General features: G+C 65.8%; 37 protein-coding genes. 34 read left to right on the top strand and 3 right to left on the bottom strand.

Features of this window, described 5'->3' with window-relative positions:
- Positions 1-106 precede the first annotated feature (106 nt).
- From Rhe02_RS26805 to Rhe02_RS26815, 3 genes are all read right to left on the bottom strand, one after another.
- Positions 107-745 (bottom strand): BON domain-containing protein, encoded by a 639-nt coding sequence (locus tag Rhe02_RS26805; RefSeq protein WP_203911135.1) that lies wholly within the window; start codon positions 743-745, stop codon positions 107-109.
- Between the two features lie 142 nt (positions 746-887).
- Positions 888-2,036: an acyl-CoA dehydrogenase family protein gene (locus tag Rhe02_RS26810; protein WP_203911136.1), complete on the bottom strand. Its 1,149-nt coding sequence runs from the start codon at positions 2,034-2,036 to the stop codon at positions 888-890.
- Positions 2,037-2,046: 10 nt separating this feature from the next.
- A complete protein-coding gene (locus Rhe02_RS26815) occupies positions 2,047-2,313 on the bottom strand; it encodes a helix-turn-helix domain-containing protein (RefSeq protein WP_203911137.1) in 267 nt (88 codons plus the stop codon).
- 162 nt (positions 2,314-2,475) lie between these two features.
- On the opposite strand from Rhe02_RS26815, the gene Rhe02_RS26820 reads away from it, so the two are divergent.
- From Rhe02_RS26820 to Rhe02_RS26980, 34 genes are all read left to right on the top strand, one after another.
- Entirely contained in the window at positions 2,476-2,712 is a 237-nt protein-coding gene (locus Rhe02_RS26820) for a helix-turn-helix domain-containing protein (protein ID WP_203911138.1), read from the top strand.
- A gap of 935 nt (positions 2,713-3,647) precedes the next feature.
- Complete coding sequence (locus Rhe02_RS26825; protein WP_203911139.1) at positions 3,648-4,202, top strand: hypothetical protein; 555 nt, start codon at positions 3,648-3,650, stop codon at positions 4,200-4,202.
- Entirely contained in the window at positions 4,199-4,426 is a 228-nt protein-coding gene (locus tag Rhe02_RS26830; protein ID WP_203911140.1) for a hypothetical protein, read from the top strand. The genes Rhe02_RS26825 and Rhe02_RS26830 overlap by 4 nt, the downstream gene beginning before the upstream one ends.
- On the top strand, positions 4,423-4,719 hold the full coding sequence (locus Rhe02_RS26835) for a hypothetical protein (protein WP_203911141.1): 297 nt from the start codon (positions 4,423-4,425) through the stop codon (positions 4,717-4,719). Before Rhe02_RS26830 ends, Rhe02_RS26835 begins: the two co-directional genes overlap by 4 nt.
- A 3-nt stretch (positions 4,720-4,722) precedes the next feature.
- Positions 4,723-4,950, top strand: coding sequence for a hypothetical protein (locus tag Rhe02_RS26840; protein WP_203911142.1), 228 nt, complete (start codon positions 4,723-4,725; stop codon positions 4,948-4,950).
- Complete coding sequence (locus Rhe02_RS26845; protein ID WP_203911143.1) at positions 4,947-5,258, top strand: hypothetical protein; 312 nt, start codon at positions 4,947-4,949, stop codon at positions 5,256-5,258. The genes Rhe02_RS26840 and Rhe02_RS26845 overlap by 4 nt, the downstream gene beginning before the upstream one ends.
- Complete coding sequence (locus Rhe02_RS50605; protein ID WP_275412649.1) at positions 5,242-5,373, top strand: hypothetical protein; 132 nt, start codon at positions 5,242-5,244, stop codon at positions 5,371-5,373. The genes Rhe02_RS26845 and Rhe02_RS50605 overlap by 17 nt, the downstream gene beginning before the upstream one ends.
- On the top strand, positions 5,364-5,597 hold the full coding sequence (locus Rhe02_RS26850) for a hypothetical protein (protein WP_203911144.1): 234 nt from the start codon (positions 5,364-5,366) through the stop codon (positions 5,595-5,597). The genes Rhe02_RS50605 and Rhe02_RS26850 overlap by 10 nt, the downstream gene beginning before the upstream one ends.
- Complete coding sequence (locus Rhe02_RS26855) at positions 5,594-6,190, top strand: hypothetical protein (RefSeq protein ID WP_203911145.1); 597 nt, start codon at positions 5,594-5,596, stop codon at positions 6,188-6,190. Before Rhe02_RS26850 ends, Rhe02_RS26855 begins: the two co-directional genes overlap by 4 nt.
- The gene (locus Rhe02_RS26860; protein ID WP_203911146.1) at positions 6,187-6,426 is read left to right on the top strand and encodes a hypothetical protein; all 240 of its coding nucleotides are present in this window, start codon (positions 6,187-6,189) and stop codon (positions 6,424-6,426) included. The genes Rhe02_RS26855 and Rhe02_RS26860 overlap by 4 nt, the downstream gene beginning before the upstream one ends.
- Positions 6,423-6,995 carry a hypothetical protein gene (locus Rhe02_RS26865; protein WP_203911147.1) on the top strand — a complete coding sequence of 191 codons (573 nt, stop codon included), beginning with the start codon at positions 6,423-6,425 and terminating at the stop codon, positions 6,993-6,995. Before Rhe02_RS26860 ends, Rhe02_RS26865 begins: the two co-directional genes overlap by 4 nt.
- Positions 6,992-7,369: a hypothetical protein gene (locus Rhe02_RS26870; protein ID WP_203911148.1), complete on the top strand. Its 378-nt coding sequence runs from the start codon at positions 6,992-6,994 to the stop codon at positions 7,367-7,369. The genes Rhe02_RS26865 and Rhe02_RS26870 overlap by 4 nt, the downstream gene beginning before the upstream one ends.
- Positions 7,366-8,013 (top strand): hypothetical protein, encoded by a 648-nt coding sequence (locus Rhe02_RS26875; RefSeq protein WP_203911149.1) that lies wholly within the window; start codon positions 7,366-7,368, stop codon positions 8,011-8,013. Before Rhe02_RS26870 ends, Rhe02_RS26875 begins: the two co-directional genes overlap by 4 nt.
- Complete coding sequence (locus tag Rhe02_RS26880; RefSeq protein ID WP_203911150.1) at positions 8,010-8,339, top strand: hypothetical protein; 330 nt, start codon at positions 8,010-8,012, stop codon at positions 8,337-8,339. The genes Rhe02_RS26875 and Rhe02_RS26880 overlap by 4 nt, the downstream gene beginning before the upstream one ends.
- Positions 8,336-8,560 (top strand): hypothetical protein, encoded by a 225-nt coding sequence (locus tag Rhe02_RS26885; protein WP_203911151.1) that lies wholly within the window; start codon positions 8,336-8,338, stop codon positions 8,558-8,560. Before Rhe02_RS26880 ends, Rhe02_RS26885 begins: the two co-directional genes overlap by 4 nt.
- Entirely contained in the window at positions 8,560-9,609 is a 1,050-nt protein-coding gene (locus tag Rhe02_RS26890) for a DEAD/DEAH box helicase family protein (RefSeq protein ID WP_203911152.1), read from the top strand. The genes Rhe02_RS26885 and Rhe02_RS26890 overlap by 1 nt, the downstream gene beginning before the upstream one ends.
- Positions 9,606-10,097, top strand: coding sequence for a hypothetical protein (locus tag Rhe02_RS26895; RefSeq protein WP_203911153.1), 492 nt, complete (start codon positions 9,606-9,608; stop codon positions 10,095-10,097). The genes Rhe02_RS26890 and Rhe02_RS26895 overlap by 4 nt, the downstream gene beginning before the upstream one ends.
- On the top strand, positions 10,094-10,597 hold the full coding sequence (locus Rhe02_RS26900; protein WP_203911154.1) for a hypothetical protein: 504 nt from the start codon (positions 10,094-10,096) through the stop codon (positions 10,595-10,597). Before Rhe02_RS26895 ends, Rhe02_RS26900 begins: the two co-directional genes overlap by 4 nt.
- On the top strand, positions 10,594-10,884 hold the full coding sequence (locus tag Rhe02_RS26905; RefSeq protein WP_203911155.1) for a hypothetical protein: 291 nt from the start codon (positions 10,594-10,596) through the stop codon (positions 10,882-10,884). Before Rhe02_RS26900 ends, Rhe02_RS26905 begins: the two co-directional genes overlap by 4 nt.
- Entirely contained in the window at positions 10,881-11,285 is a 405-nt protein-coding gene (locus Rhe02_RS26910; protein WP_203911156.1) for a hypothetical protein, read from the top strand. Before Rhe02_RS26905 ends, Rhe02_RS26910 begins: the two co-directional genes overlap by 4 nt.
- The gene (locus tag Rhe02_RS26915) at positions 11,282-11,749 is read left to right on the top strand and encodes a hypothetical protein (protein WP_203911157.1); all 468 of its coding nucleotides are present in this window, start codon (positions 11,282-11,284) and stop codon (positions 11,747-11,749) included. Before Rhe02_RS26910 ends, Rhe02_RS26915 begins: the two co-directional genes overlap by 4 nt.
- On the top strand, positions 11,749-12,027 hold the full coding sequence (locus Rhe02_RS26920) for a hypothetical protein (RefSeq protein WP_203911158.1): 279 nt from the start codon (positions 11,749-11,751) through the stop codon (positions 12,025-12,027). The genes Rhe02_RS26915 and Rhe02_RS26920 overlap by 1 nt, the downstream gene beginning before the upstream one ends.
- Entirely contained in the window at positions 12,027-12,371 is a 345-nt protein-coding gene (locus tag Rhe02_RS26925; RefSeq protein ID WP_203911159.1) for a hypothetical protein, read from the top strand. The genes Rhe02_RS26920 and Rhe02_RS26925 overlap by 1 nt, the downstream gene beginning before the upstream one ends.
- A complete protein-coding gene (locus Rhe02_RS26930; protein WP_203911160.1) occupies positions 12,368-12,631 on the top strand; it encodes a hypothetical protein in 264 nt (87 codons plus the stop codon). Before Rhe02_RS26925 ends, Rhe02_RS26930 begins: the two co-directional genes overlap by 4 nt.
- 165 nt (positions 12,632-12,796) lie before the next feature.
- Entirely contained in the window at positions 12,797-14,218 is a 1,422-nt protein-coding gene (locus Rhe02_RS26935) for a DNA cytosine methyltransferase (protein ID WP_203911161.1), read from the top strand.
- Positions 14,215-14,391 (top strand): hypothetical protein, encoded by a 177-nt coding sequence (locus tag Rhe02_RS26940; protein ID WP_203911162.1) that lies wholly within the window; start codon positions 14,215-14,217, stop codon positions 14,389-14,391. The genes Rhe02_RS26935 and Rhe02_RS26940 overlap by 4 nt, the downstream gene beginning before the upstream one ends.
- A complete protein-coding gene (locus tag Rhe02_RS26945) occupies positions 14,388-14,615 on the top strand; it encodes a hypothetical protein (RefSeq protein WP_203911163.1) in 228 nt (75 codons plus the stop codon). Before Rhe02_RS26940 ends, Rhe02_RS26945 begins: the two co-directional genes overlap by 4 nt.
- Positions 14,612-14,836 carry a hypothetical protein gene (locus Rhe02_RS26950; RefSeq protein ID WP_203911164.1) on the top strand — a complete coding sequence of 75 codons (225 nt, stop codon included), beginning with the start codon at positions 14,612-14,614 and terminating at the stop codon, positions 14,834-14,836. Before Rhe02_RS26945 ends, Rhe02_RS26950 begins: the two co-directional genes overlap by 4 nt.
- A complete protein-coding gene (locus tag Rhe02_RS26955; RefSeq protein WP_203911165.1) occupies positions 14,833-15,768 on the top strand; it encodes a hypothetical protein in 936 nt (311 codons plus the stop codon). The genes Rhe02_RS26950 and Rhe02_RS26955 overlap by 4 nt, the downstream gene beginning before the upstream one ends.
- Positions 15,761-15,970, top strand: a complete 210-nt coding sequence (locus Rhe02_RS26960) for a hypothetical protein (RefSeq protein WP_203911166.1) — start codon at positions 15,761-15,763, stop codon at positions 15,968-15,970. Before Rhe02_RS26955 ends, Rhe02_RS26960 begins: the two co-directional genes overlap by 8 nt.
- Positions 15,967-16,302 (top strand): hypothetical protein, encoded by a 336-nt coding sequence (locus tag Rhe02_RS26965; RefSeq protein WP_203911167.1) that lies wholly within the window; start codon positions 15,967-15,969, stop codon positions 16,300-16,302. The genes Rhe02_RS26960 and Rhe02_RS26965 overlap by 4 nt, the downstream gene beginning before the upstream one ends.
- A gap of 51 nt (positions 16,303-16,353) precedes the next feature.
- Positions 16,354-17,472 (top strand): hypothetical protein, encoded by a 1,119-nt coding sequence (locus Rhe02_RS26970; protein WP_203911168.1) that lies wholly within the window; start codon positions 16,354-16,356, stop codon positions 17,470-17,472.
- Positions 17,473-17,498: 26 nt separating this feature from the next.
- Positions 17,499-17,969, top strand: a complete 471-nt coding sequence (locus Rhe02_RS26975) for a hypothetical protein (RefSeq protein WP_203911169.1) — start codon at positions 17,499-17,501, stop codon at positions 17,967-17,969.
- The gene (locus tag Rhe02_RS26980) at positions 17,966-18,172 is read left to right on the top strand and encodes a hypothetical protein (RefSeq protein WP_203911170.1); all 207 of its coding nucleotides are present in this window, start codon (positions 17,966-17,968) and stop codon (positions 18,170-18,172) included. The genes Rhe02_RS26975 and Rhe02_RS26980 overlap by 4 nt, the downstream gene beginning before the upstream one ends.
- The last annotated feature ends 2 nt before the right edge of the window (positions 18,173-18,174 follow it).

Below are 18,174 nucleotides of genomic sequence, written 5' to 3' on the forward strand. Positions count from 1 at the left end.
CGCGCGGGGTTGCGGATACGGCCAACGCGTCTACAGACAGCGTTGGCCGTATCCACCGGCAGGCTGGCGTTGGATCGAATCGCGCCCACCGGCTCTTCATGGGAGGTCAGGAGGTGATCACCAGATCGTTGCGGACGCTCGTCACACCTTCGGCGGCCCAGGCGGTTCGTTCGGCCTGCCGGGCCTCGGCGAACGATCGCACCTTGCCCCGCAGGACAAGCTGATGACCCTCGACGTGGACATCGATCGCCTCTGGGTCGAGAAGCGCGTTGCGGCTGAACGCGGCGGCGATGGCGTTGCGGACCGGGCTGGCCGACTCCGGCTGCGCCAAGGCGACCTGGTTGGTGACGGCGGTGACGCCACGCAGGTTCATCACCGCTCGCGTCGCGGCATCGCGCTGGTATTGCCACGCAACGGTGCCAGAAAGCGTGATCACATGGTCGTTGACGTCGGCTGTGACGCTTCCGGAAGGCACGTCGACGGCCCAGGCCAGCATCTTGCTCGCAGTCTCTGCGATGTCCACATCGGTGTTGCCCGGGTGGCGGACGGTCAGCTCGTTGGCGACGGCTTTGACGCCACGCACCCGCATGGCCGAACGGTTGGCGGCAAGCTTCTCCGGCAGGCTCGACACCTCACCGGACAGTTTTACCGTGCCGTTGCTCACCAGAACGACGACCTCGCTGGCGTTGACGCTTGGTTCGTATTTCAGTTCCTCGTTGATGCTTGTTTGAAGCTGTTGATCCACTTGGTGCATTCTTTGTGTCACCTGGCAAGAATGGGCTCATCGCCAAGATTGCGCTAGGACATTTGACCCAATTCGAAATAAATATTTCAAATCTTTAAAAAGTGCCCATATTTGGCATGAAATAGCGCGTCGATTGGCGTGCCTAATCTTTGGCGAGCGAACGCCCGATCACCAGCCGCTGAATCTGGTTGGTCCCCTCGACGATCTGCAGCACCTTCGCCTCGCGGAAGTAGCGTTCCACCGGGTGGTCGGCGACGTAACCCGCGCCCCCGAGCACCTGCACCATGTCCGTGGTGACCTTCATGGCCATGTCCGAGGCGAAAAGCTTGGCCTTGGCCGCCTCGATCGAATAGGGGTGGCCGTGGTCGCGCAGCCGCGCCGCGTGCAGCATCAGCGCCCGCGCCGCGGAGATCTGGGTGTCGGCGTCGGCCAGCATGAACGCCACCGCCTGGAAGTCGATGATGGCCTGGCCGAACTGGGTGCGGTCCTTGGCATAGGCGGTCGCGTAGTCCAGCGCGCCCTGGGCCAGCCCCACCGCGCAGGCGGCGATGCCCAGCCGGCCCGAGTCGAGAGCGCCCATGGCGATGCGGAAACCCTCGCCCTCCTGCCCGACCAGACGGTCCTCGGGCACGGCGGCGTCGTCGAAACTGACCTGGGCGACCGGGGACGACTTGAGTCCCATCGTCCGCTCCCGCGCCTGCACATGCAGGCCGGCCGTGTCCGAGGGTGCGAGCAGGCACGAGATGCCCTTCGGCCCCGGCCCGCCGGTGCGCGCGAAGACGTTGTAGAAGTCGGCCACCCCGGCGTGGGTGATCCATGCCTTGGTGCCGTTGACGAAATACCGATCGCGGTCCTTGACCGCCCGGGTGGACAGGTTGGCCGCGTCGGAGCCGCCGGCCGGCTCGGACAGGCAGTAGGCGCCGAGCAGCTCACCGCCGAGCATCTCGGGCAGCCAGCGCTGCCTTTGCTCCGGCGTGCCGTGGTGGGCCACCGGGTAGCAGGCCAGGGTGTGCACGCTGATCGCCTCGGCGACGGCTGCCCACCGGCTGGCCAGGATCTCCAGCACCTGCAGGTACACCTCGTAGGGTTGCTCCGCGCCGCCGTACTCGGCCGGATAGGGCAAACCCAGCAGGCCGGACCGGCCGAGCGTGCGGATGATCTCGCGGGGAAATTCGCCCCTGCCTTCGAACTCGTCGACCTTCATCGCGAGCTCCTTGTCGGCGAGCTCATAGGTGAGGTCGATGAGGTCATGCGCTTCGGGGGTGGGAAGCATGCGTACAACGCTGGCCATGCCGACAAGCTTAACGAACGTTAATCTCGTTTCGCGATGCTGCTCCACCCGTCGCATAGGCCGCCGTGCGTGCGGGCTCTCCCGCAGTGGCCACCGTCCGGCCTTCATTAGGGCGAGGTAGTAGGTCGGTCACTTCGACGCCAAGCGTCTCGGCGATCCGCTGAAGATCGTTCAAGTCGATGGGCTGGGCTCCCCGCAGGCGGCGGCTTAGCCACATCTCGTTGACCCCTAGGCGCGCCGCTAGCTCGCTCTGCTTCAGATCGAGCCGCACCAGCATGATCCGAATCTCCTTGGCGACGATGGCGCTTAGGCCTGTCGCTGGATGAGCGTCTGTCTCCATGACAGTTAGTTTCTAACGCTTTTGGTTCTCACGTCAACCGTTCGGGTAATTCAATCATGCCATGTTGACTTCTAACGTCTGACGTTAGAGCATAACCTCATGAGACAGAGCACGACGGAATACGTTGCGGCCGAGGTCCGAGCGGAATTGGGCCGACAAGGCCACGACAACAACACCTGGCTCGCAGCGCAGCTGGATGTGTCCGAGATGTGGGTCAGCCGTCGCCTCCGATGCGTGACCGAATTCAGTGCAGACGACCTGGTGCGGGTCGCGCGAGTGCTCGGTGTCCCCGTATCTCAATTCCTGCCCGACACGGCTCCAGCGCGGGTCGCGTGAGCCCGGGTCCATCAGGGCCAACGACTCCCCCGCCTCCACCTAGGCCCGAGAGTCCGCCCCCACCGCCCGTTCCGCTACCTCCGACAACTTGAGGAGCCGAAATGATCGTCACAGAGGCTTCTATAGAGCGCTTCATGGCCAAGGTGGTCAAGCAGCAAAATGGATGCTGGCGTTGGACTGCCTACGCACGTGCCGGATACGGCCAGCTGTCTTGCGACAGCAAAAGAATTAGCGCACATCGCTTTTCATACATGCAATTTGTCGGCCCAATTCCTGATGGCCTGACGATTGATCATGTTTGCCACACCCGCGATCTCTCCTGTCGCGGGGGCGAAACGTGCCCCCATCGCCGGTGCGTCAACCCGGCGCATTTGGAGGCAGTGACCCAAGCCGTAAACGGCAGTCGAGGACGGGCGGGGAAGCTCAACAATCCAATGCGCGACAAGACGCACTGCCCCCAGGGCCATCCGTACGACCTAGCTAACACCTACCTCTACTTCCGCAAGCGGAAGGGATGCGTGGGCAGGGAGTGTCGGCCTTGTCGGAATGAGGCCGTCCTGCGCCACAAGCTCCGGCACGGGCACGTCCGTTCGGGTGACTCACCCCAAGACCAGTCGCCCTAACCAGGCGGCAAGGCCTCGCGTGATGCGTGAGGCCGTCCACGTCCCCACAGCTCGCCTGCTTCCGTCGGGGTAGTGCGGAGCGTGGGGATACCGCCCAGGGCTGGGGCTTCCCCCGGGTCCCCGGCCCTGGGCTCAAAAGCTTCCAGCCTGGGCGGCTGGGAGGCAGGTCTCAAGCCGTGAGGTGAGAGGCGGTCCCGGAACCCGGGAAGTCCAGCTGGGGCAGGGCTTCCCGGGCCAGACAACAAGAAAGGCCCCGGGCGATTAGAGCGCCCAGGGACCTCCACGAACCAGTTCACACGAAAGGAGACTTCGGTGAACCTCACTGGGTCTAACGAGCGGCCGGCGAAAACCGGTCCGCTGAACATCACTGCGACGTTGCTCGGGTTCGCCGAGCTGCGCGACGCCTACAGCTTGCCGCATCCGGATGGTTTGCGGATGACGAAGTCGAACGGAATCGCCACGGTTGAGGTGGCGACGTTTGGTGAGGTGCAGGCGTGGGCGGATGCGCTTGGCGTGTCTTCTGCTTCCCGGCATTCGTCGACGTTCCAGGACGGGTCGGCGACGCATTCGGCGTGGGCTGAGTGGCTGGGCTGGCATGTGCGTATCGCCGCCCATGTGGATGCTCCCGTGTTGGTTGCGGTGGGGAAGGCGTCTGTGCCGATGCCGCAGCTTGAGTTGGTACCTGAGCACCCGGCGGCGGTTGCTGCTCCGGAGCGCACCATCTTTTCGCACTGCAACTGGATCGGTGGCTGTGATACGCCGCTGACTCCTGCCGACGGGTCGATGCTGTGTCCGGTGCATGCTGCGGCTCCGCTTGAGGACGCGATGGTGCATTACGCCCGCGAGCTTCGGGGCGGTGCCCGATGAGCACTCTGACTTCAACCTTTGTCGCGGTCACCTCGCTGCGTGCCGGTGACATGGTGCGCTACGGCGGCACCGACTACCGGGTGGCCGAGGTGATGCCGGTAGCGGTCCTGTCGGGGCATGTGGTGGTGGGCTATTCGTACACCGACGGGTTGCGCGACGACCGTGCGGCTTTGGTGTACGCCGTCGATGGTGCTCTGGCTGAGCGGCTGGGCGGTGAGTCATGACCGTGTTCCCGCCTGAGCTTCTCGCCGCCGCCGATCAGCGTTTGGCATTCCTCGAGGAGAACCTGACCGAAATCGTGGGCATGGCCAAAACAGTGCTCGGCGAGGACGCGACGCAGGTGGAGCGGGCCGTCAGGTTGCGCTACCTGCTGCGTTTGGCTGGCGGCATTTCCGGTCCAGGGAAGGTCGAGGAGTTGCTGGCGGTGGCCGTGTTGCGGCTTGCCGATCCGCCTGCGTGCACCGCCTGTCCTGAGTGCGCCAAGTCCAGTCTCGTCGCTGCTCTCTTGGAGGGCTGAGCGATGACCGAGGCAATCAAGGCATCCGCCGAAGAGGTGGAGCTGGCCATCCTGGAAGGTTTCCGGTCTGGTGTGACCGAACGCCAGATCGGCCTGCAGTTCGGTGTGACCGCAGCGGCGATCACGAAACGTGCGAAGAAGATGCGCGCCAAGTACGGCGCGGTCGATCGGGCGCATCTGGTGGCGATCGCGTACGACATTGGCCTTCTCAAGCCTCGGGGTGCGTCATGAAGCCCGGCGCGGAGGCCTACGTGGACGGTCTGTGTGGCTGCCAGTACCTTCTGCGCCCGCTGCGGGTGCGTGTCATCAGCGTGATGGGTGAGGCGTCGATCGGCCCTCACCTGCTGTGGGTGCAGGTCTACCAGCTGGCCTCATGGGGCGACGCGGTGGACACCCGGGAGCTGCTGGTCATCCGCACCGCCTTCGAAGCCGCCTGTGTTCGCGGCCTGCGCAATGTCTCCCGCCCGCCGAAGCCGAATTCGGCGCGGCGGCCCATCCCTCGTCCTCGAAATGAGGTGTCCTATGCGTCCGCTCGCTGACTATCTGTTCGCCGTGTGCGTCGCCCTGATCTCCGGTGGCAGCTGGTATTTGGCGCATTGGGCGATGCTGCTGCTCGCCGAACTGATGAGGAGGCGGGTGGCGCCATGGCTGTGACTATCAACGGCTTGCATGTCCTCGCTTTGGTGCTGCTGGTGTTCGGCGTGCCGATCGGTATGGCGTACGTCGGCGATCTGCGTCAGGCCCGCCGCAACCCGCCTCAGCTGATGCATCAGCCGCCCATGGACTTCGAGGCCTACCACTTCGGCCCTGCGCATGCCGCTCACATCGAGCGCGTGGAGGCCGACCTTCTCGCTTCCCTCAAAGGAGACTCCCGATGACCCGCAATCTTTCAGTCACCATCTTCGAGCTGCTCGGCACCTTCGCCGCTGGCGCTCTGTTCATGTACCTGGCGCAGTGGGCGCGGGAGCTTATGCGCGCCAACAGCCGCGACGCCGGCAAGGTGGAAGCGCCGGCCGAGCCTGCGGCTGATCCGCCGATGCTGGTTGTCGCGCCGTGGTCGGACGCTGGGACGTCGGATGTTTTGACGGGTGTGGTGTGGCGTCGCGAGATCGAGGCGGCGACTGTGCCGGTGTTCGAGTCGACGCCGCTGCCAGATCACGTGTCGGTGTGGCGGATGCCGGAGTGGAAGCTGGACGACCCTGACCGCACACAGCTGTGGCCGATCATCAAGGGCTACGACGCGGAGGATTTGGATCCGGGTCCGGAGCCTGAGGTGGATCCGAATACCCGTAGGCGGTTTGTGCGCTCGGATGTCGAGATGGGGGCGCTGGCGGTTGCTCAGGGCTTCGAGTCGGCGGGCGAACAGGCTAAGGACCCGGCGATCGCCGAGGCTGCAAAATGGCTGCCGAAGGCGCGGAGCAACCGCAAGGTGTTGGTCGACTTGGACGCCAACAAGGTCGTGGTGTCGTGAGCGTGTTCGACTCCGCGTTCGACTGGTTCGCCGCTCTGCCTGCTGAGGATCAGCTGCTGTATATCGGTGTGACGTGTTTGGTGGTGCTGGGCGGGTTTCTGGCGACCATTTTTCTGCCTGCGGTTCGTGAGGGTGAGGGCTTCGGGGAGCCCACACCGCCGTCTGCGCCTGTCGCGTCGGAGCCTGTGCCTGCTGCTCCTAGGTCGCCGTTCGCGGGGAAGCGGGTGTCCAAGTGACTGTTCCTGTTTGGCTGCTCGACGTCGACGGCGTCGTCAACGCTTGCTCCCGAAAGCCTGATGGCAGCGTCTGGCCCAAGGACCAATGGCTGTCCGGGAAAGCTCAAAACCGGGATGGCGAGTTCCCGATCCTGTGGGCCCAGCCTGTCGTCGACTTCATCCGCGATGTGCACGAGTCGGGCCGCGCCGAGGTTCGCTGGCACACCACGTGGCAGAAGGATGCAGCCGCAATAGAGGCACTGTGTGGCCTGCCCGCCTTCGAGGTTGCTGTCGCGCCCGAGTTCGACGCTGCCGTGACCTACGCAGCCGAGGCGATCCGCGAGGGCCGCCCGGACTGGTGGAAGCTCCCATCGGCCGAGCGCGTGGTTCGCGACGAGAAGCGGCCGCTGGTGTGGACGGACGACGACATCACCTACAGCTTGAAGCGCTACGACGCTGATGCGGGGCTTCGGGCGTATTCACCAGCGTTGCTGGTATCGCCGAACGATCGGACGGGCCTGACGCCGAAGCACTTGCGGCGGATTGGCGACTTCCTGGACCTGCACGCGGCCGCTGGCGGTGCCTCATGAGCCCGTCTACTCGTCGCGTCGCTGTGACGCTTGCCGCCGCTACGGCGCTGGCCATCGTGCTCTCCTCGCTGCTGATCGGCGGGCTGGGCGGTAACTGGCTTGCGTTTGTTGCCTTCGCCTTTGTGCTGATGGTGGCTTCGGCGATCGCGTTTGTGGTGTTGGCGTTCGGCCCGGCGGCGATGGTGGCCGCATCCGATGCGGCCGACGACCCGATGGGCGCCCACGACTGCAACGACCCTGCCGCCTGCGAACTCGCGGCGGGCTTGGCTGATCTGGCTGTAGATGGTCGTATCGCCAGCCAGGAGGAGCGGGACTTCTTCGACCTGCTGAACGAGCAGGACCTGAACCGCGACCGGGAGAGGTGGCAGCCGTGAGGTACGAGATTCGACCGCTGGGCAATTGGGATCAGCCCAAGACGGAACCTCGTGCAACCTCGGGGCGGTTCCGGGCAGCCTGGCAATCCACGCTCGACCTGCTCGGCCGCGAAGTCGAGCACCTCGGCGGCGAGCTGGTCGTCATTCAGATCGACGTGACCGAGGGCGAGCTGCGCCGCGATGGCATGCTTCGCGCGAACGCCCGGGTCGCCTTCCCCGGCGTGAAGGTTTCCTTCGAGTCTCGGCACGGCTCTCTCACCTACGCCACCGATGCCTACGACGCCCGCTATTACAACGACCCGCCTGGCTGGCAGGCCAATATACGGGCGATCGCGCTGGCCTTGGAGGCGTTGCGGGCAGTCGACCGCTATGGCGTGACCTCGAGCGGCGAGCAGTACCGAGGCTGGACCGCCATCAGTGTCACGACCGGCGAATTCGACATGACCCGCGCGCAGGCCGCCGACTTGCTCGCCCATCCCGGGCAAACGTCGTTCAAGCCGGTCGACGTGCTCACCGATCCCGCCGCGGCGGCGCAGGCATATCGCAACGCCGCCAAAAAGCATCACCCCGATGTGGGCGGCGATCCGGAGCTGTTCCGGCGGTTGACCGCTGCGCGCGATCTGTTGCTGGCAGGTGCCCGATGATCCTGGGCATCCTCAACCGTCTCGCCGAAGCGTCTCTGCGCAAACGTCATGTCCGCATGGTGGCGATGGTCAAGCGGATCGCCACCAACAACCGTGCCCTGCGGATCGTCAACTCGCACCTTTCGGCGCAGGTGATCGCGAAGGAGCAGGGGATCCGCACAGTGCAGCGGCTGCTGGCCATAGAGAAGGAGATCGGCGTCGAACGTCTGGCCCAGTTGGCTGAGCGGGATGAGCAGATCGCCCGCATGGACGAGGAGCTGGTCGAGCTGTCCGGGCGGCTTCAGGACGCGGAAACACGGCTCGCCGAATGCAAGGAGTGCCTGTGACCGCCCTCACCGAGCTCGCCCGGCAGCTCTACGCATGGGACGCCCGCATCAAGCTCCTCAAGCGCAACGAGCAGCTGGAGGCCGAGAACGCGGACCTTCGCCGGCGTCTTGAGCGGCTGATCGCCAAGGCCAACCGGCATCTGCACATCTGCCCACTCGCGCAGGCCGTAGAGGACGAAACCCGCGCCAAGCGCCACAGCGACGGATTGGGAGACGACTGATGACAACCCTGAAGACCCGGCCGCCGACAGGCCGCATTCCGTGGCCGCTGATCCTCGTCGAAGGGCCGGAGAAGGCCGGCAAAAGCTGGCTGCTGGCCGAGCTGTCTGCATCGGACAAGGTGGGCCAGACCTACTGGCTGGACCTCGGCGAAGGCGCAGCCGACGAATACGGTGCCATACCCGGTGCCCGCTACCTCGTCCTGGAACACGACGGCACGTGGCGCTCCATCCTCGGCCAGGTAGAAGCAGTTCGCGCCGAAGCCGAACGCGTCGCCAAGCTCGGCGAGCCGCCCGTGGTGCTCGGCATCGACTCGTCGACCGCCGAGTGGGACCTGCACAAGGACTGGGCGCAGGGCAAGGCCAAGGACCGGCTCAAGCGCAACGGCAAAGGTGTAGCCGCCGACGTCGAGGTGACCGTCTCGATGGACCTGTGGAACGAGGCCACCGCCAGGCACCGCAGGCTTATGACGATCCTGATGACCTTCCCCGGCATCGTCGTAGTCACCGCACGTGGCAAGGACGTCGCGGCGATGGACGGCAACGGCAAGCCCATCGCCAACACCAAGGAGTACAAGGTCGAGGGTCAGAAGAACCTCGCCTTCGACTGCTCGGTGTGGATCCGCGTCTCCCGCGAGCATCCCCCGCTTGTCGTCGGTGCCCGCTCAGTCCATGCGGGTGTGCGCCCGGGCGTGGACCGGCCGCGGCCGATGCCCGGTTTGACGTTGGAACGGGTCATCTTCGACATCCTCAAATGCGAGCCCGCCACGGCACACGTCCGCGATTTGGTGAACCCGCAGGGCGAGGAGGGGCCCGAGCCGCAGCAGCTCGGCAAGCGGCAGATGGAAGAGCTGATGGCCCTGTTGGAGAAGGCTGAGCTGAACTCGAAGGAGTTGGCGCTGCCGTACATCAACGAGGCGATCAAGCCGGAGTCGGTGGAGAAGACGGCTCAGCTGAGCGTGGATCAGGCGGAGCAGGTGCTGGTGAAGCTGCGCAAGTACGTGGCGCAGCTGGAGCCCGCCACCGACAAGGCTTCGGCGGTGACCGAATGATCCTTGCGGTCAGCGGATGGCGTGAGTGGAAAGACGCCGCCTTCATCCGGCGGCACCTCGATGAGGCGATCGGCCAGCACTTCCTTCTCGGCGAGCGCACCGTGCCGGTCACTGTCCGCGTCGGCGAGCAGCGAGGCGCGGATGCCATCGTCCGCGCCCATATCGCTGGGACTGATGGCGTCACGCCAGCCGTGTACGACGCTGGCTGGACGCCGGAGAACCACCACTATGCGGGTTCGGTGCGCAACAAGCGGATGCTGCTAGGTGACGACCTCGACGATGTCACGGCCGGCCGAATGGCTGATCTGCTGCTGGCCTTCCCGCAGCCGGGCAAGGTCTGGAACGGCAAAGGGTCGGGCACGTGGAACTGCATAACGCAGGCGCACTACCGGGGCATCGAGGTGCGGATCCCGGCCTATCGGGTGAGTGACGAGTTGCGTGGGTCGGATCAGCCATTGCTGGATTTGGCCGGTCAGGTGATCTCGTGAAGCGGGGCACGGGTCTGGCTCCCATGTCAGCCAAGCGCCGCGCCCAGCTGGCCGCTGAGGGCAATCCTTTCCCGACGTCGACGTTCAAGGCGAAGCCGAAGATGGCCACCGCCAAGCGGCCCCACGCCGGTTTCGCCCCGGAGGTGGTCGACGCCATCCTCGAGCGCGATGGCCACGCCTGCGGCCGCTGCGGCGGTGCGCTGTATGGCGAGCGTGGTTTCGACTACTCAATCCAGCACCGCCGCGCCCGCGGTGCGGGTGGCACGCAACAGCCGGACACCAATGCGCCGCAGAACGGGCTGGCCCTGTGCGGTTCGGGTGCTGGCGATGCGGGCTGCCACAGCCATGTCGAGTCGCACCGTGAAGAAGCACGTGAGCACGGATGGGCCATTCGGCAGGACGAGGACCCGCTGCGAGTGCCAGTTACCCATTTCCTTCATGGAGTCGTCTTCCTGTATTCGAACGGCTCCTGGGGTTCACGACCGGAGGTGACCGCATGACCGTCTACATCGCCGACCGCGGTACGACGCTGCTGGCCTACGACCGCCCTATCGACGACGAGAGCGGCCGGAAGCTTGGCCATGCCATACGCACCTGCGTGGTCGGTTCTCGCGGTCAGGGTTGGTACTGGGACATCTGGGTGGGCGGCAAGCAGTACGAGGCCCGCAGGAAGCCTGACGCCCGCGATGAGCTGGAGCGGCTGTGTGAGGAGCTGCTGGCCTCGCGCTGTCCGGTCTGTGGTCCTACCGGCTGTGCGGGACATACCCGAGTGGCGGTGGGCGCATGACCTCCTCTTCGCCGCGTCTGGCCGCCGCCGAAATCCCGACCGAGGTGCTGCACCAGCTGTACCGCGACTACTGCCTGAGCAAGCACGTGTATGCCAAGGCGGCATACGCGGATGATGCTGCACGGCAGGCCCATATCGACGACGACGCGCGCTCCTACTACGAGGAAGCGCACATGGGCCCGCTGGCCGAGCTGGTGAAAGCGGCCTATGCCGCTGGCCGCGAGTCGGTTCTGCACGAACCGAACGACATCGAGGCCACAGGCGGATGCTGCTGCAACGGCTGTATAGGTGAAGGCCGGTGTGACCTGTACGACCCAGCCGACGCCGACGAGCGCATGGAGAACGACGCCGAGCGCATTGCGGAGATGACGCCTGACGAGCTGGCGAGGTGGGGCGAGTGACCTCCGCCGAGCGGTTCCACTACATGTTCACCTGGCCCTGCGGCTGCCCGTTCTCCATCGCCTCACAAACCATCGCCGACGAAGCGATGTGGCTGGAAACCTTCGACACCGCAGCTGGTGTCACGGCGGCCAAGGCGGCTGGGGTGAAGATGCTGCGCATCACCCACGACCAGTGGGAGAGCGAGCATCTGGCCCGATTCAAGGCGCGGTGTGAGCACAATCCGCCGAAGCTTCCGCCGACCGACGAGCCGAAGCTGAAGGACCTCGACGAGGACATCATCGAGATGGTGGTCGGCGACAGGGTTTCCGACGCCATCAACGCCCATCTTGTGAAGCTGGACCAGAACCAGGACATCCTTGTCGCCCGGCTCGGCCACCTGCTCAAGGCCGAGAGCCCGTTCGATGTTCGGGCGGCGATCGACGAGATGGTCCAGGCGTTCAGTGACGTGATGGAGGTCCGCTGATGGCGCGCGCCTTCTACCGCGGCTACGTCCAGGACGGCCCTCGTGCCGGTCAGGTCAAGCGGCTGCACATCATGCGTGAGGACGGCAAGTTCCCCGGCCGGTCCGCTCTGTGCGGTGTCCACGGCTATGACGTCACCAGGTCGCTGACCGTCATCATCGACCCGCTTCCTTCGGTGCCGCCTGAAGGGCTGTGGTGGTGCCCAACGTGTGTGGGCCAGTACGCCGACGTGGTTGGGCTGATTGACGCGGTTGCCTTCGACCTGGCGGGGGTGGCCTGATGACTCGTCCCACGATGACCGAAAGCCAGCTGCAGGCGTCCATCCTGGACTTGGCCCGCACTCACCGGCTGCTCGCTTTTCATGTCCGCGACAGCCGCAAGTCCGTCGGGGTCGGGTTCCCGGATTTGGTTTTAGCCGGCGTCGGCGGCGTGCTGTTCCGGGAGCTCAAGAATGCGACCCTGCAGCCCACTCCGGAGCAGATGGCTTGGTTGGGCACCCTCGATGCCGGCGGCGCTGACGCCGCGCTGTGGCGGCCTGAGCACTGGTACTCCGGTGAGGTCGCGGCGACGTTGGCACGTTTGGCCAAGCCCCGGATGCAACTGCCGCCCGAGGTGGCCAAGTGAACGTCGACACCCGCCGCCATCTGACCGCAGCCAAATACGGCCGCCTGTACGACGCCGAGACTGGCGGGACGTTTATCCGCTCCCACACAGTCTCTGGGCACACGTCACGCCGGGCCCAGCTCAAAATCGTCGAGCAGCTGCTGGCGGACGGATGGATTGTGCGCCTGTCCGATGGCCGGTATCCGATCACCGACCTAGGCGAGGCAGCTTTGGCTGCCGACCGGGCGCAGCTTGCGCCCGAGGTGCCTCATGGTGCGTAAAGCCTTCAAGGTGCCCCGCGGTATCTGCTCCCACTGCGGCCGTGAGACGGCGTTGATGTCTGACGGCCGGGTGACGGGCAGGCATGGGCCTTGCCCGGGTGCGGGGCTGATGCCGTCGGCGCTCGTCGAGAAGAAGGTCGTGCCGATTCAAAAGGACGTGAAGCGATGACACTCACCTTGAGCGATTACTTCTGCGGCGCCGGCGGATCCTCGTCCGGGGCGAAGCTGGTACCTGGCGTCCAGGTCACCCACGCGTTCAATCACTGGCAGCTGGCCCTGGACACCCACGCCCTCAACCACCCCGAGGTGGACCACCAGAAAGCCGACCTGTCCAAGGCAAACCCGCGCCTGTATCCACGCACCGACATCGGCTGGTTTTCGCCGGAGTGCACCAACCACTCCCAGGCCAAAGGTAAACGCAAACACGACCGGCAGCCCGACCTGTTCGGTGAAACCCTGCCCGACGAAGCCGCCGAAAGATCCAGATCGACCATGAAGGATGTCCTGACGTTCGCGGCAGTGCACCGCTACGAGGCGGTCATCGTGGAGAACGTCGTCGAGGTCCGCGACTGGGCGTGGTGGCCGAACTGGCTGCGCGAGCTTGAAGCGCTCGGCTACGACCACGAGATCGTCTACCTGAACTCCATGCACGCCCAGCAACTGGGCCCAGGCGCACCGCAGTCACGGGACCGCATCTACATCGTGGCGTGGCGCAAGGCCTGCCGCCGTCCGGATCTGCGCCGGTGGACACGCCCGCCCGCCTACTGCCAGCCGTGCGACCAGGTGGTCACGCCGATCCAGGCGTGGAAGGACCCGAACAAGCAGTTCGGCAAGTTCGGGCGCAGCGGCCAGTACGTGTACCGCTGCCCGAATCTGAAATGCCGCAACGCGGTGGTGAATCCCGAGTTCCTGCCCGCCGCGGCAGCGATCGACTGGTCGCTGACCGGGCAGCGCATCGGCGACCGCAGCCGGCCGCTGGCGCCCAAGACGATGGCACGGATCCGCAAGGGCCTGGCCACCTACGGCAGCCAGCTGCTGGTGCCGTGCGGTGGAACGTGGCGCGATCGAGCGGAGCCGCTGGCCAAGCCGATGGCGACCCGTACCACGGTTGAGACTGATGGCCTGCTTGTTCCGGTGGAGGGCCGTACGGGTACCAACGCCCGGCTGACCACGGGTGTGTTCCGCGCGCAGACGGCACGGCTGCAGGATGCGCTGGTTGTTCCGCTGCGCAACAACGCCGTGGCACGGCCAGCGTCGACCGACCCGCTGATGACTGTTGCCGCCGAGGGCAACCATCACATGATCGTCGACTACAACGGGCCGGCGAAACCGGTCACCTCGCCGCTGCCGACGCAGACCGCGGTCGAGGGCAACGGCCTGGCAAGCATCGAAATCGACCCGGACGACTGCGCCTTCCGCATGTTGGAGCCGCACGAGATTCAGGCCGCGATGGCGTTCGACCCCGGCTACCGGCTGCTGGGCAATCGGCGTGAACGGGTGCGGCAGTTGGGTAATGCGGTCACTCCGCCGGCAGCCCGGGATCTGATCGCCGCAGTTGCCGAGGCTGTCAACGGGACGGCGCCATGACGACTGGCATCTGCCGCCACTGCCTCGCCCCGGTGCCTTTGGGCGCCGACGGGAAGGTGGCCCGGCACAAGGAGCAGATCGTTTCGGCCAGCGGCTGGGCGGACGGATACGACGGATGCCGCGGGTCTGGCTGGACACCGAAACCGACACCGAACGAGGGAGAGCAGCGGTGACCGACCAACCAAAGCCGACGGTGCGTATCGAGGTGGTGCATGTCGTCAACGGCACCACCCACAACGACGTGCTGCACGGCTCGAGGGTGTCGATGCAGATGTTCGAGTCCTGCCTGTACGTGCAGCTGACCGACGGGTTCGACAAGGACGGTCCGCTGATCGACGTGCTGTACCGGGGTGAGACGGCCAAACGCCGTCCAGTTTTTGAGGAGGACCAGAAGTGACTATGCAGCATTTGACCGAGTGTGTGGTCGGCCGTGAGCCGATCGAGCCTGAGGTGTCGATAGCCCACCGCCCAGGCAAGGGCAAAGGTGCGTGGCCCGCGTGTATGCCACGTCGCGACAACGCAGATCCGGCCGAGTGGCGGGAGTTGTCGGTGGGCCGTGCCCTGGAGTTGGGTGCGGTTCCGTGCACCGAGAAGGCGTGCACGGAGGTGGCGGCATGACCCTCACCAGCGAGCAGTTGACGGAGATCAGCGAGCGGTCGAAGGACTACCTGGCACTCGGCGTCGGGTCAGTCCACTACGCCAACATGTCGGCGGGAGATGTGCCCGCCCTGCTGGCGGAGCTGGCCAAGGCGACCGCTGCGCGTGACAAGCATTCCGACCGCGCCGATCTGCTGGTGGGCGCGATGGCCTACGTCCGGGATCAGGTGTTCCGGTTCAACGAGGTCGGGGTGGAGGTGCTGGTTCGGGAGTTGCTGCAGCGGCTTCATGAGCATGCCTGCGACGCAATCAACCGGGACGTCGAACGGCGTTCAACAGTGCCGGAAGTCAAGGCGGATGTTGCGGCGCTCGACTGCCCTCGCTGTGGTGGCCTTGAAGGCACCCACGTCCGTCGCGACTGCGCCGAGGTGGGCACCGAAACGGCCCAGGCCGAGCGGGATGACGAACTGGCCACTCTGGAGATCGGCCCGGTAACGCCTCAGATGCTGGCGGACGTCGCCTTCGTGGAAAGCATCCGGAACCCGAACCTCGACATCCCGCTGGACGAGGACGCCGACATCAACGCCCGTGTGGCAGTCGACGAGCGGGTGGCTGCCGCAGCCGAAGCGCTGCTCGACATTGAGCGGAGGCGGTCGCCAGCCACAGAGGACTCGTCGATTTGGCTGGAAGCGCATGCGGCTGCACTCGGTGAGTTGATTGCCGCTGTGGACGCCCGCCGTGCGCTGACCGGCGAGCAGACGGAGGGCGCGGCAACCGGAAGCCCGCTGGCGACAGGCGGGCTGGTCGACTCGTCACGGCTCTACCGCGTCGGCGTGGACCGAGCCTGCACCCACTGGGCACACAGCGTGCCCCATGGCGCGCCCTGTACGCCTGAGGCGCTCGATCAGATCACCACGCATGCTGCCGAGTGCCTGGAGGCTCCTCGTGGCTGAGTTCGCGCGCCCGTTCCGTATCACCTACCCCGACGGGATACCGGAGGACGAGGTGCTGCATGGCGTCCAGTTCCCGGACGGGGCGTGCATAGTCCGCATGCCTCGTGGTGGCTTCCATGCCGCCATTCCGTTCGAGTTCCTCGGTGAGGTCTTAGACATGGAGCACGCGGTCGTCGAGTGGGCCGACGGAGGTGGGGCATGAGCGACATCGACAAGCTCGCCCAAGTCCTCCGCGACGCGATAGCCGCCAGCGATGTACGCGGCCAGGACGTTGCCTGGGCGCTGACCCGGGTGATGCGCGAACAGCCTTGCGGCTACGAATCCTCGTTCGGCATGGTCGGCCAGTTCAAGGACTACGGCTGCGTGCGGCTGTGGCACATGGACCGCGACATCCGCCACTCCTACGTCCTGCGAGATGACGTCCGCAACGGCTGCAGGGAGCCGGTCGAGAACCCCGCCTATGAGGGCGGCGGGCTGCGGCTGTGCGCCCGCCAGCTTGTGGACGGCGTATGCCCAGCCCATCCCACCGCCTAAGCCCTTCCGCTCCTTCCCCGGGGCGGGCAACCAAAACGAAAGGTAAGGGACATGCAGCTCGACCGTAGGCATTGGATCGCAGGTACCGCCGCCGCACTCGTCATCGTCGCGGCTTTTGCCGCCACCACACCAGCCAATAGTGCTGTAGCGCCGCTGGACGACCAGGCCGCCATGGGCAACGCATGTGCCGCCCGGCTGGCCAGTGGCCGCCCACTCACTCCGGCGCAGCGCAACTGGCTCGAAACCTGCCGTGCTGTCTTCGCTCCGGCCGGGTCACCGTCGCCGAGCGCGAGCCCGAGCGCATCGCCGAGCGCCAGCCCATCCGTGAGCCCGAGCCCGTCACCAAGTCCGAGCGTCTCACCGACACCATCACCCAGCCCGAGCACCCCGCCCACCGCCGGACCCACACCACCCACCGCCTGCCCCGCATGGCCCGCCGTCCCCGACAGCGCTTGCACCGGATGGCGACACACCGGCGTCAGCCTGCGCACCTGCCCCACCACGCTGGCCGTGGCCGGTGGCATCTATGACGGCTGTAGCTTCCCCGGCAGCGTCGTGATTGCGGCGGCCGGCATCACCATCAGCCGCTCCTACATCGACGGTGGGCATGTCGAAGGCGCGGGCTACGACCTGCGCGGCGTGCGCTTGGTCGACGTCGAAATCTCGGGCGGCACCGACAATTTCGCGGCGATCGGCAACTCGAACTATTCGTGCCTGCGCTGCGACATCCACGGCGGCCTGCGCGGGCTGGCGTTGGGCTCCAACGTGGTCGTCACCGACTCCTACGTCCACGACCAGCGCATCGTCCCGGGCGCCCACCAAACCGCCGCGTCGACACATGGCGGGGCGCACGTCCGCATCGAGCACTCCACACTGCGCTGCAACTCGGACCGGTACGCCTGCTCCAACGGGGTCAGCTTCTACTCCGAAGACCCGCCGGGTATCGACGACATGCTCATCACCCGGTCGCACATCTCCACCGATGCGGGTTACTGCCTGGGCTTCTTCAGCCTGCAGCCGGGCAAGCCGTACGGCATCACCAACACCCGCATCGTGGACAACGTGCTGGGTGCGAGCGAGTACGGGCCTGTAGCGAACTGGCCCGCAAGTCAGGCCGGGAACGTGTGGTCCGGCAACACGACGCCCGGCGGCACACCCATCAACCCGTAGCCAAACAACCAACCGAAAGGCAACAGATGAACACGATCAGCTTCAGCCGCATTCAGGCCGCACTGCGGGCCATGGGTATCGACACTCATGAGGAGGTCGTCTCCGTCCTGATGACTCCCAAGCAGGTCACCGTCAACCGGCAAGATCTCAACGACCGAGGCGAGCCGTATATCGACCCGGTAACGGACGCCATCGCTGCCCGTGCCGAAGTGTTCGATGTCGACCACACCAAGGACGACGCGGACGACGGGACTGGCCTGACCTACGCCGACGTGGTGCTCGTCCACGATGACGGTGTCGTCTTCGACTTCCATGTCGTCGAGGAGGTCGTGTATCTGGCCGATGTCGCAGTCGACGGCACGATCGACATCCACTTGTACGGCAAGGGCAGCGCATCCAAGTCGTCGTCCGCCTCTTCGGTGTCTGAGCCGATGCCGGCCGACGAGGGCGGTCCTGATGTTGTCATCACGCGGCCAGAGGGCGAGGCGACGGCATGAGGCTGCGCCGAATCCTGGCCGTGCTCGCTGTCAGCGCGACGCTCGCGAGTGGAGCCGCCGCCTGCGGTGACCCGGCACCCGCTGTTGAGGTCGAGGACTGCGACGCCGAGGACTGGGCCAACCGTGAAGACGACTGCGGTTTCACCGACGCCGACCGCAAGAAGAAGACCACCAAACCCGCGCCGACGAAAAGGAAGAGGTAGCC

Origin of the sequence: Rhizocola hellebori (assembly GCF_016862955.1) — a bacterium.
In the GTDB taxonomy this organism is placed as follows: Bacteria; Actinomycetota; Actinomycetes; order Mycobacteriales; family Micromonosporaceae; genus Rhizocola; species Rhizocola hellebori.

Bases quoted from the DNA above. Each gene is read 5' to 3' on its own strand.
- Rhe02_RS26835 (WP_203911141.1), top strand. From the start codon at position 4,423: ATGACCGTGTTCCCGCCTGAGCTTCTCGCCGCCGCCGATCAGCGTTTG.
- Rhe02_RS26880 (WP_203911150.1), top strand. From the start codon at position 8,010: ATGATCCTGGGCATCCTCAACCGTCTCGCCGAAGCGTCTCTGCGCAAA.
- Rhe02_RS26905 (WP_203911155.1), top strand. From the start codon at position 10,594: ATGACCGTCTACATCGCCGACCGCGGTACGACGCTGCTGGCCTACGAC.
- Rhe02_RS26895 (WP_203911153.1), top strand. From the start codon at position 9,606: ATGATCCTTGCGGTCAGCGGATGGCGTGAGTGGAAAGACGCCGCCTTC.
- Rhe02_RS26870 (WP_203911148.1), top strand. From the start codon at position 6,992: ATGAGCCCGTCTACTCGTCGCGTCGCTGTGACGCTTGCCGCCGCTACG.
- Rhe02_RS26925 (WP_203911159.1), top strand. From the start codon at position 12,027: ATGACTCGTCCCACGATGACCGAAAGCCAGCTGCAGGCGTCCATCCTG.
- Rhe02_RS26975 (WP_203911169.1), top strand. From the start codon at position 17,499: ATGAACACGATCAGCTTCAGCCGCATTCAGGCCGCACTGCGGGCCATG.
- Rhe02_RS26890 (WP_203911152.1), top strand. From the start codon at position 8,560: ATGACAACCCTGAAGACCCGGCCGCCGACAGGCCGCATTCCGTGGCCG.
- Rhe02_RS50605 (WP_275412649.1), top strand. From the start codon at position 5,242: ATGCGTCCGCTCGCTGACTATCTGTTCGCCGTGTGCGTCGCCCTGATC.
- Rhe02_RS26850 (WP_203911144.1), top strand. From the start codon at position 5,364: ATGGCTGTGACTATCAACGGCTTGCATGTCCTCGCTTTGGTGCTGCTG.
- Rhe02_RS26970 (WP_203911168.1), top strand. From the start codon at position 16,354: ATGCAGCTCGACCGTAGGCATTGGATCGCAGGTACCGCCGCCGCACTC.
- Rhe02_RS26810 (WP_203911136.1), bottom strand. From the start codon at position 2,036: ATGGCCAGCGTTGTACGCATGCTTCCCACCCCCGAAGCGCATGACCTC.
- Rhe02_RS26855 (WP_203911145.1), top strand. From the start codon at position 5,594: ATGACCCGCAATCTTTCAGTCACCATCTTCGAGCTGCTCGGCACCTTC.
- Rhe02_RS26955 (WP_203911165.1), top strand. From the start codon at position 14,833: ATGACCCTCACCAGCGAGCAGTTGACGGAGATCAGCGAGCGGTCGAAG.
- Rhe02_RS26830 (WP_203911140.1), top strand. From the start codon at position 4,199: ATGAGCACTCTGACTTCAACCTTTGTCGCGGTCACCTCGCTGCGTGCC.
- Rhe02_RS26965 (WP_203911167.1), top strand. From the start codon at position 15,967: ATGAGCGACATCGACAAGCTCGCCCAAGTCCTCCGCGACGCGATAGCC.
- Rhe02_RS26840 (WP_203911142.1), top strand. From the start codon at position 4,723: ATGACCGAGGCAATCAAGGCATCCGCCGAAGAGGTGGAGCTGGCCATC.
- Rhe02_RS26935 (WP_203911161.1), top strand. From the start codon at position 12,797: ATGACACTCACCTTGAGCGATTACTTCTGCGGCGCCGGCGGATCCTCG.
- Rhe02_RS26940 (WP_203911162.1), top strand. From the start codon at position 14,215: ATGACGACTGGCATCTGCCGCCACTGCCTCGCCCCGGTGCCTTTGGGC.
- Rhe02_RS26820 (WP_203911138.1), top strand. From the start codon at position 2,476: ATGAGACAGAGCACGACGGAATACGTTGCGGCCGAGGTCCGAGCGGAA.
- Rhe02_RS26980 (WP_203911170.1), top strand. From the start codon at position 17,966: ATGAGGCTGCGCCGAATCCTGGCCGTGCTCGCTGTCAGCGCGACGCTC.
- Rhe02_RS26920 (WP_203911158.1), top strand. From the start codon at position 11,749: ATGGCGCGCGCCTTCTACCGCGGCTACGTCCAGGACGGCCCTCGTGCC.
- Rhe02_RS26815 (WP_203911137.1), bottom strand. From the start codon at position 2,313: ATGCTGGTGCGGCTCGATCTGAAGCAGAGCGAGCTAGCGGCGCGCCTA.
- Rhe02_RS26910 (WP_203911156.1), top strand. From the start codon at position 10,881: ATGACCTCCTCTTCGCCGCGTCTGGCCGCCGCCGAAATCCCGACCGAG.
- Rhe02_RS26845 (WP_203911143.1), top strand. From the start codon at position 4,947: ATGAAGCCCGGCGCGGAGGCCTACGTGGACGGTCTGTGTGGCTGCCAG.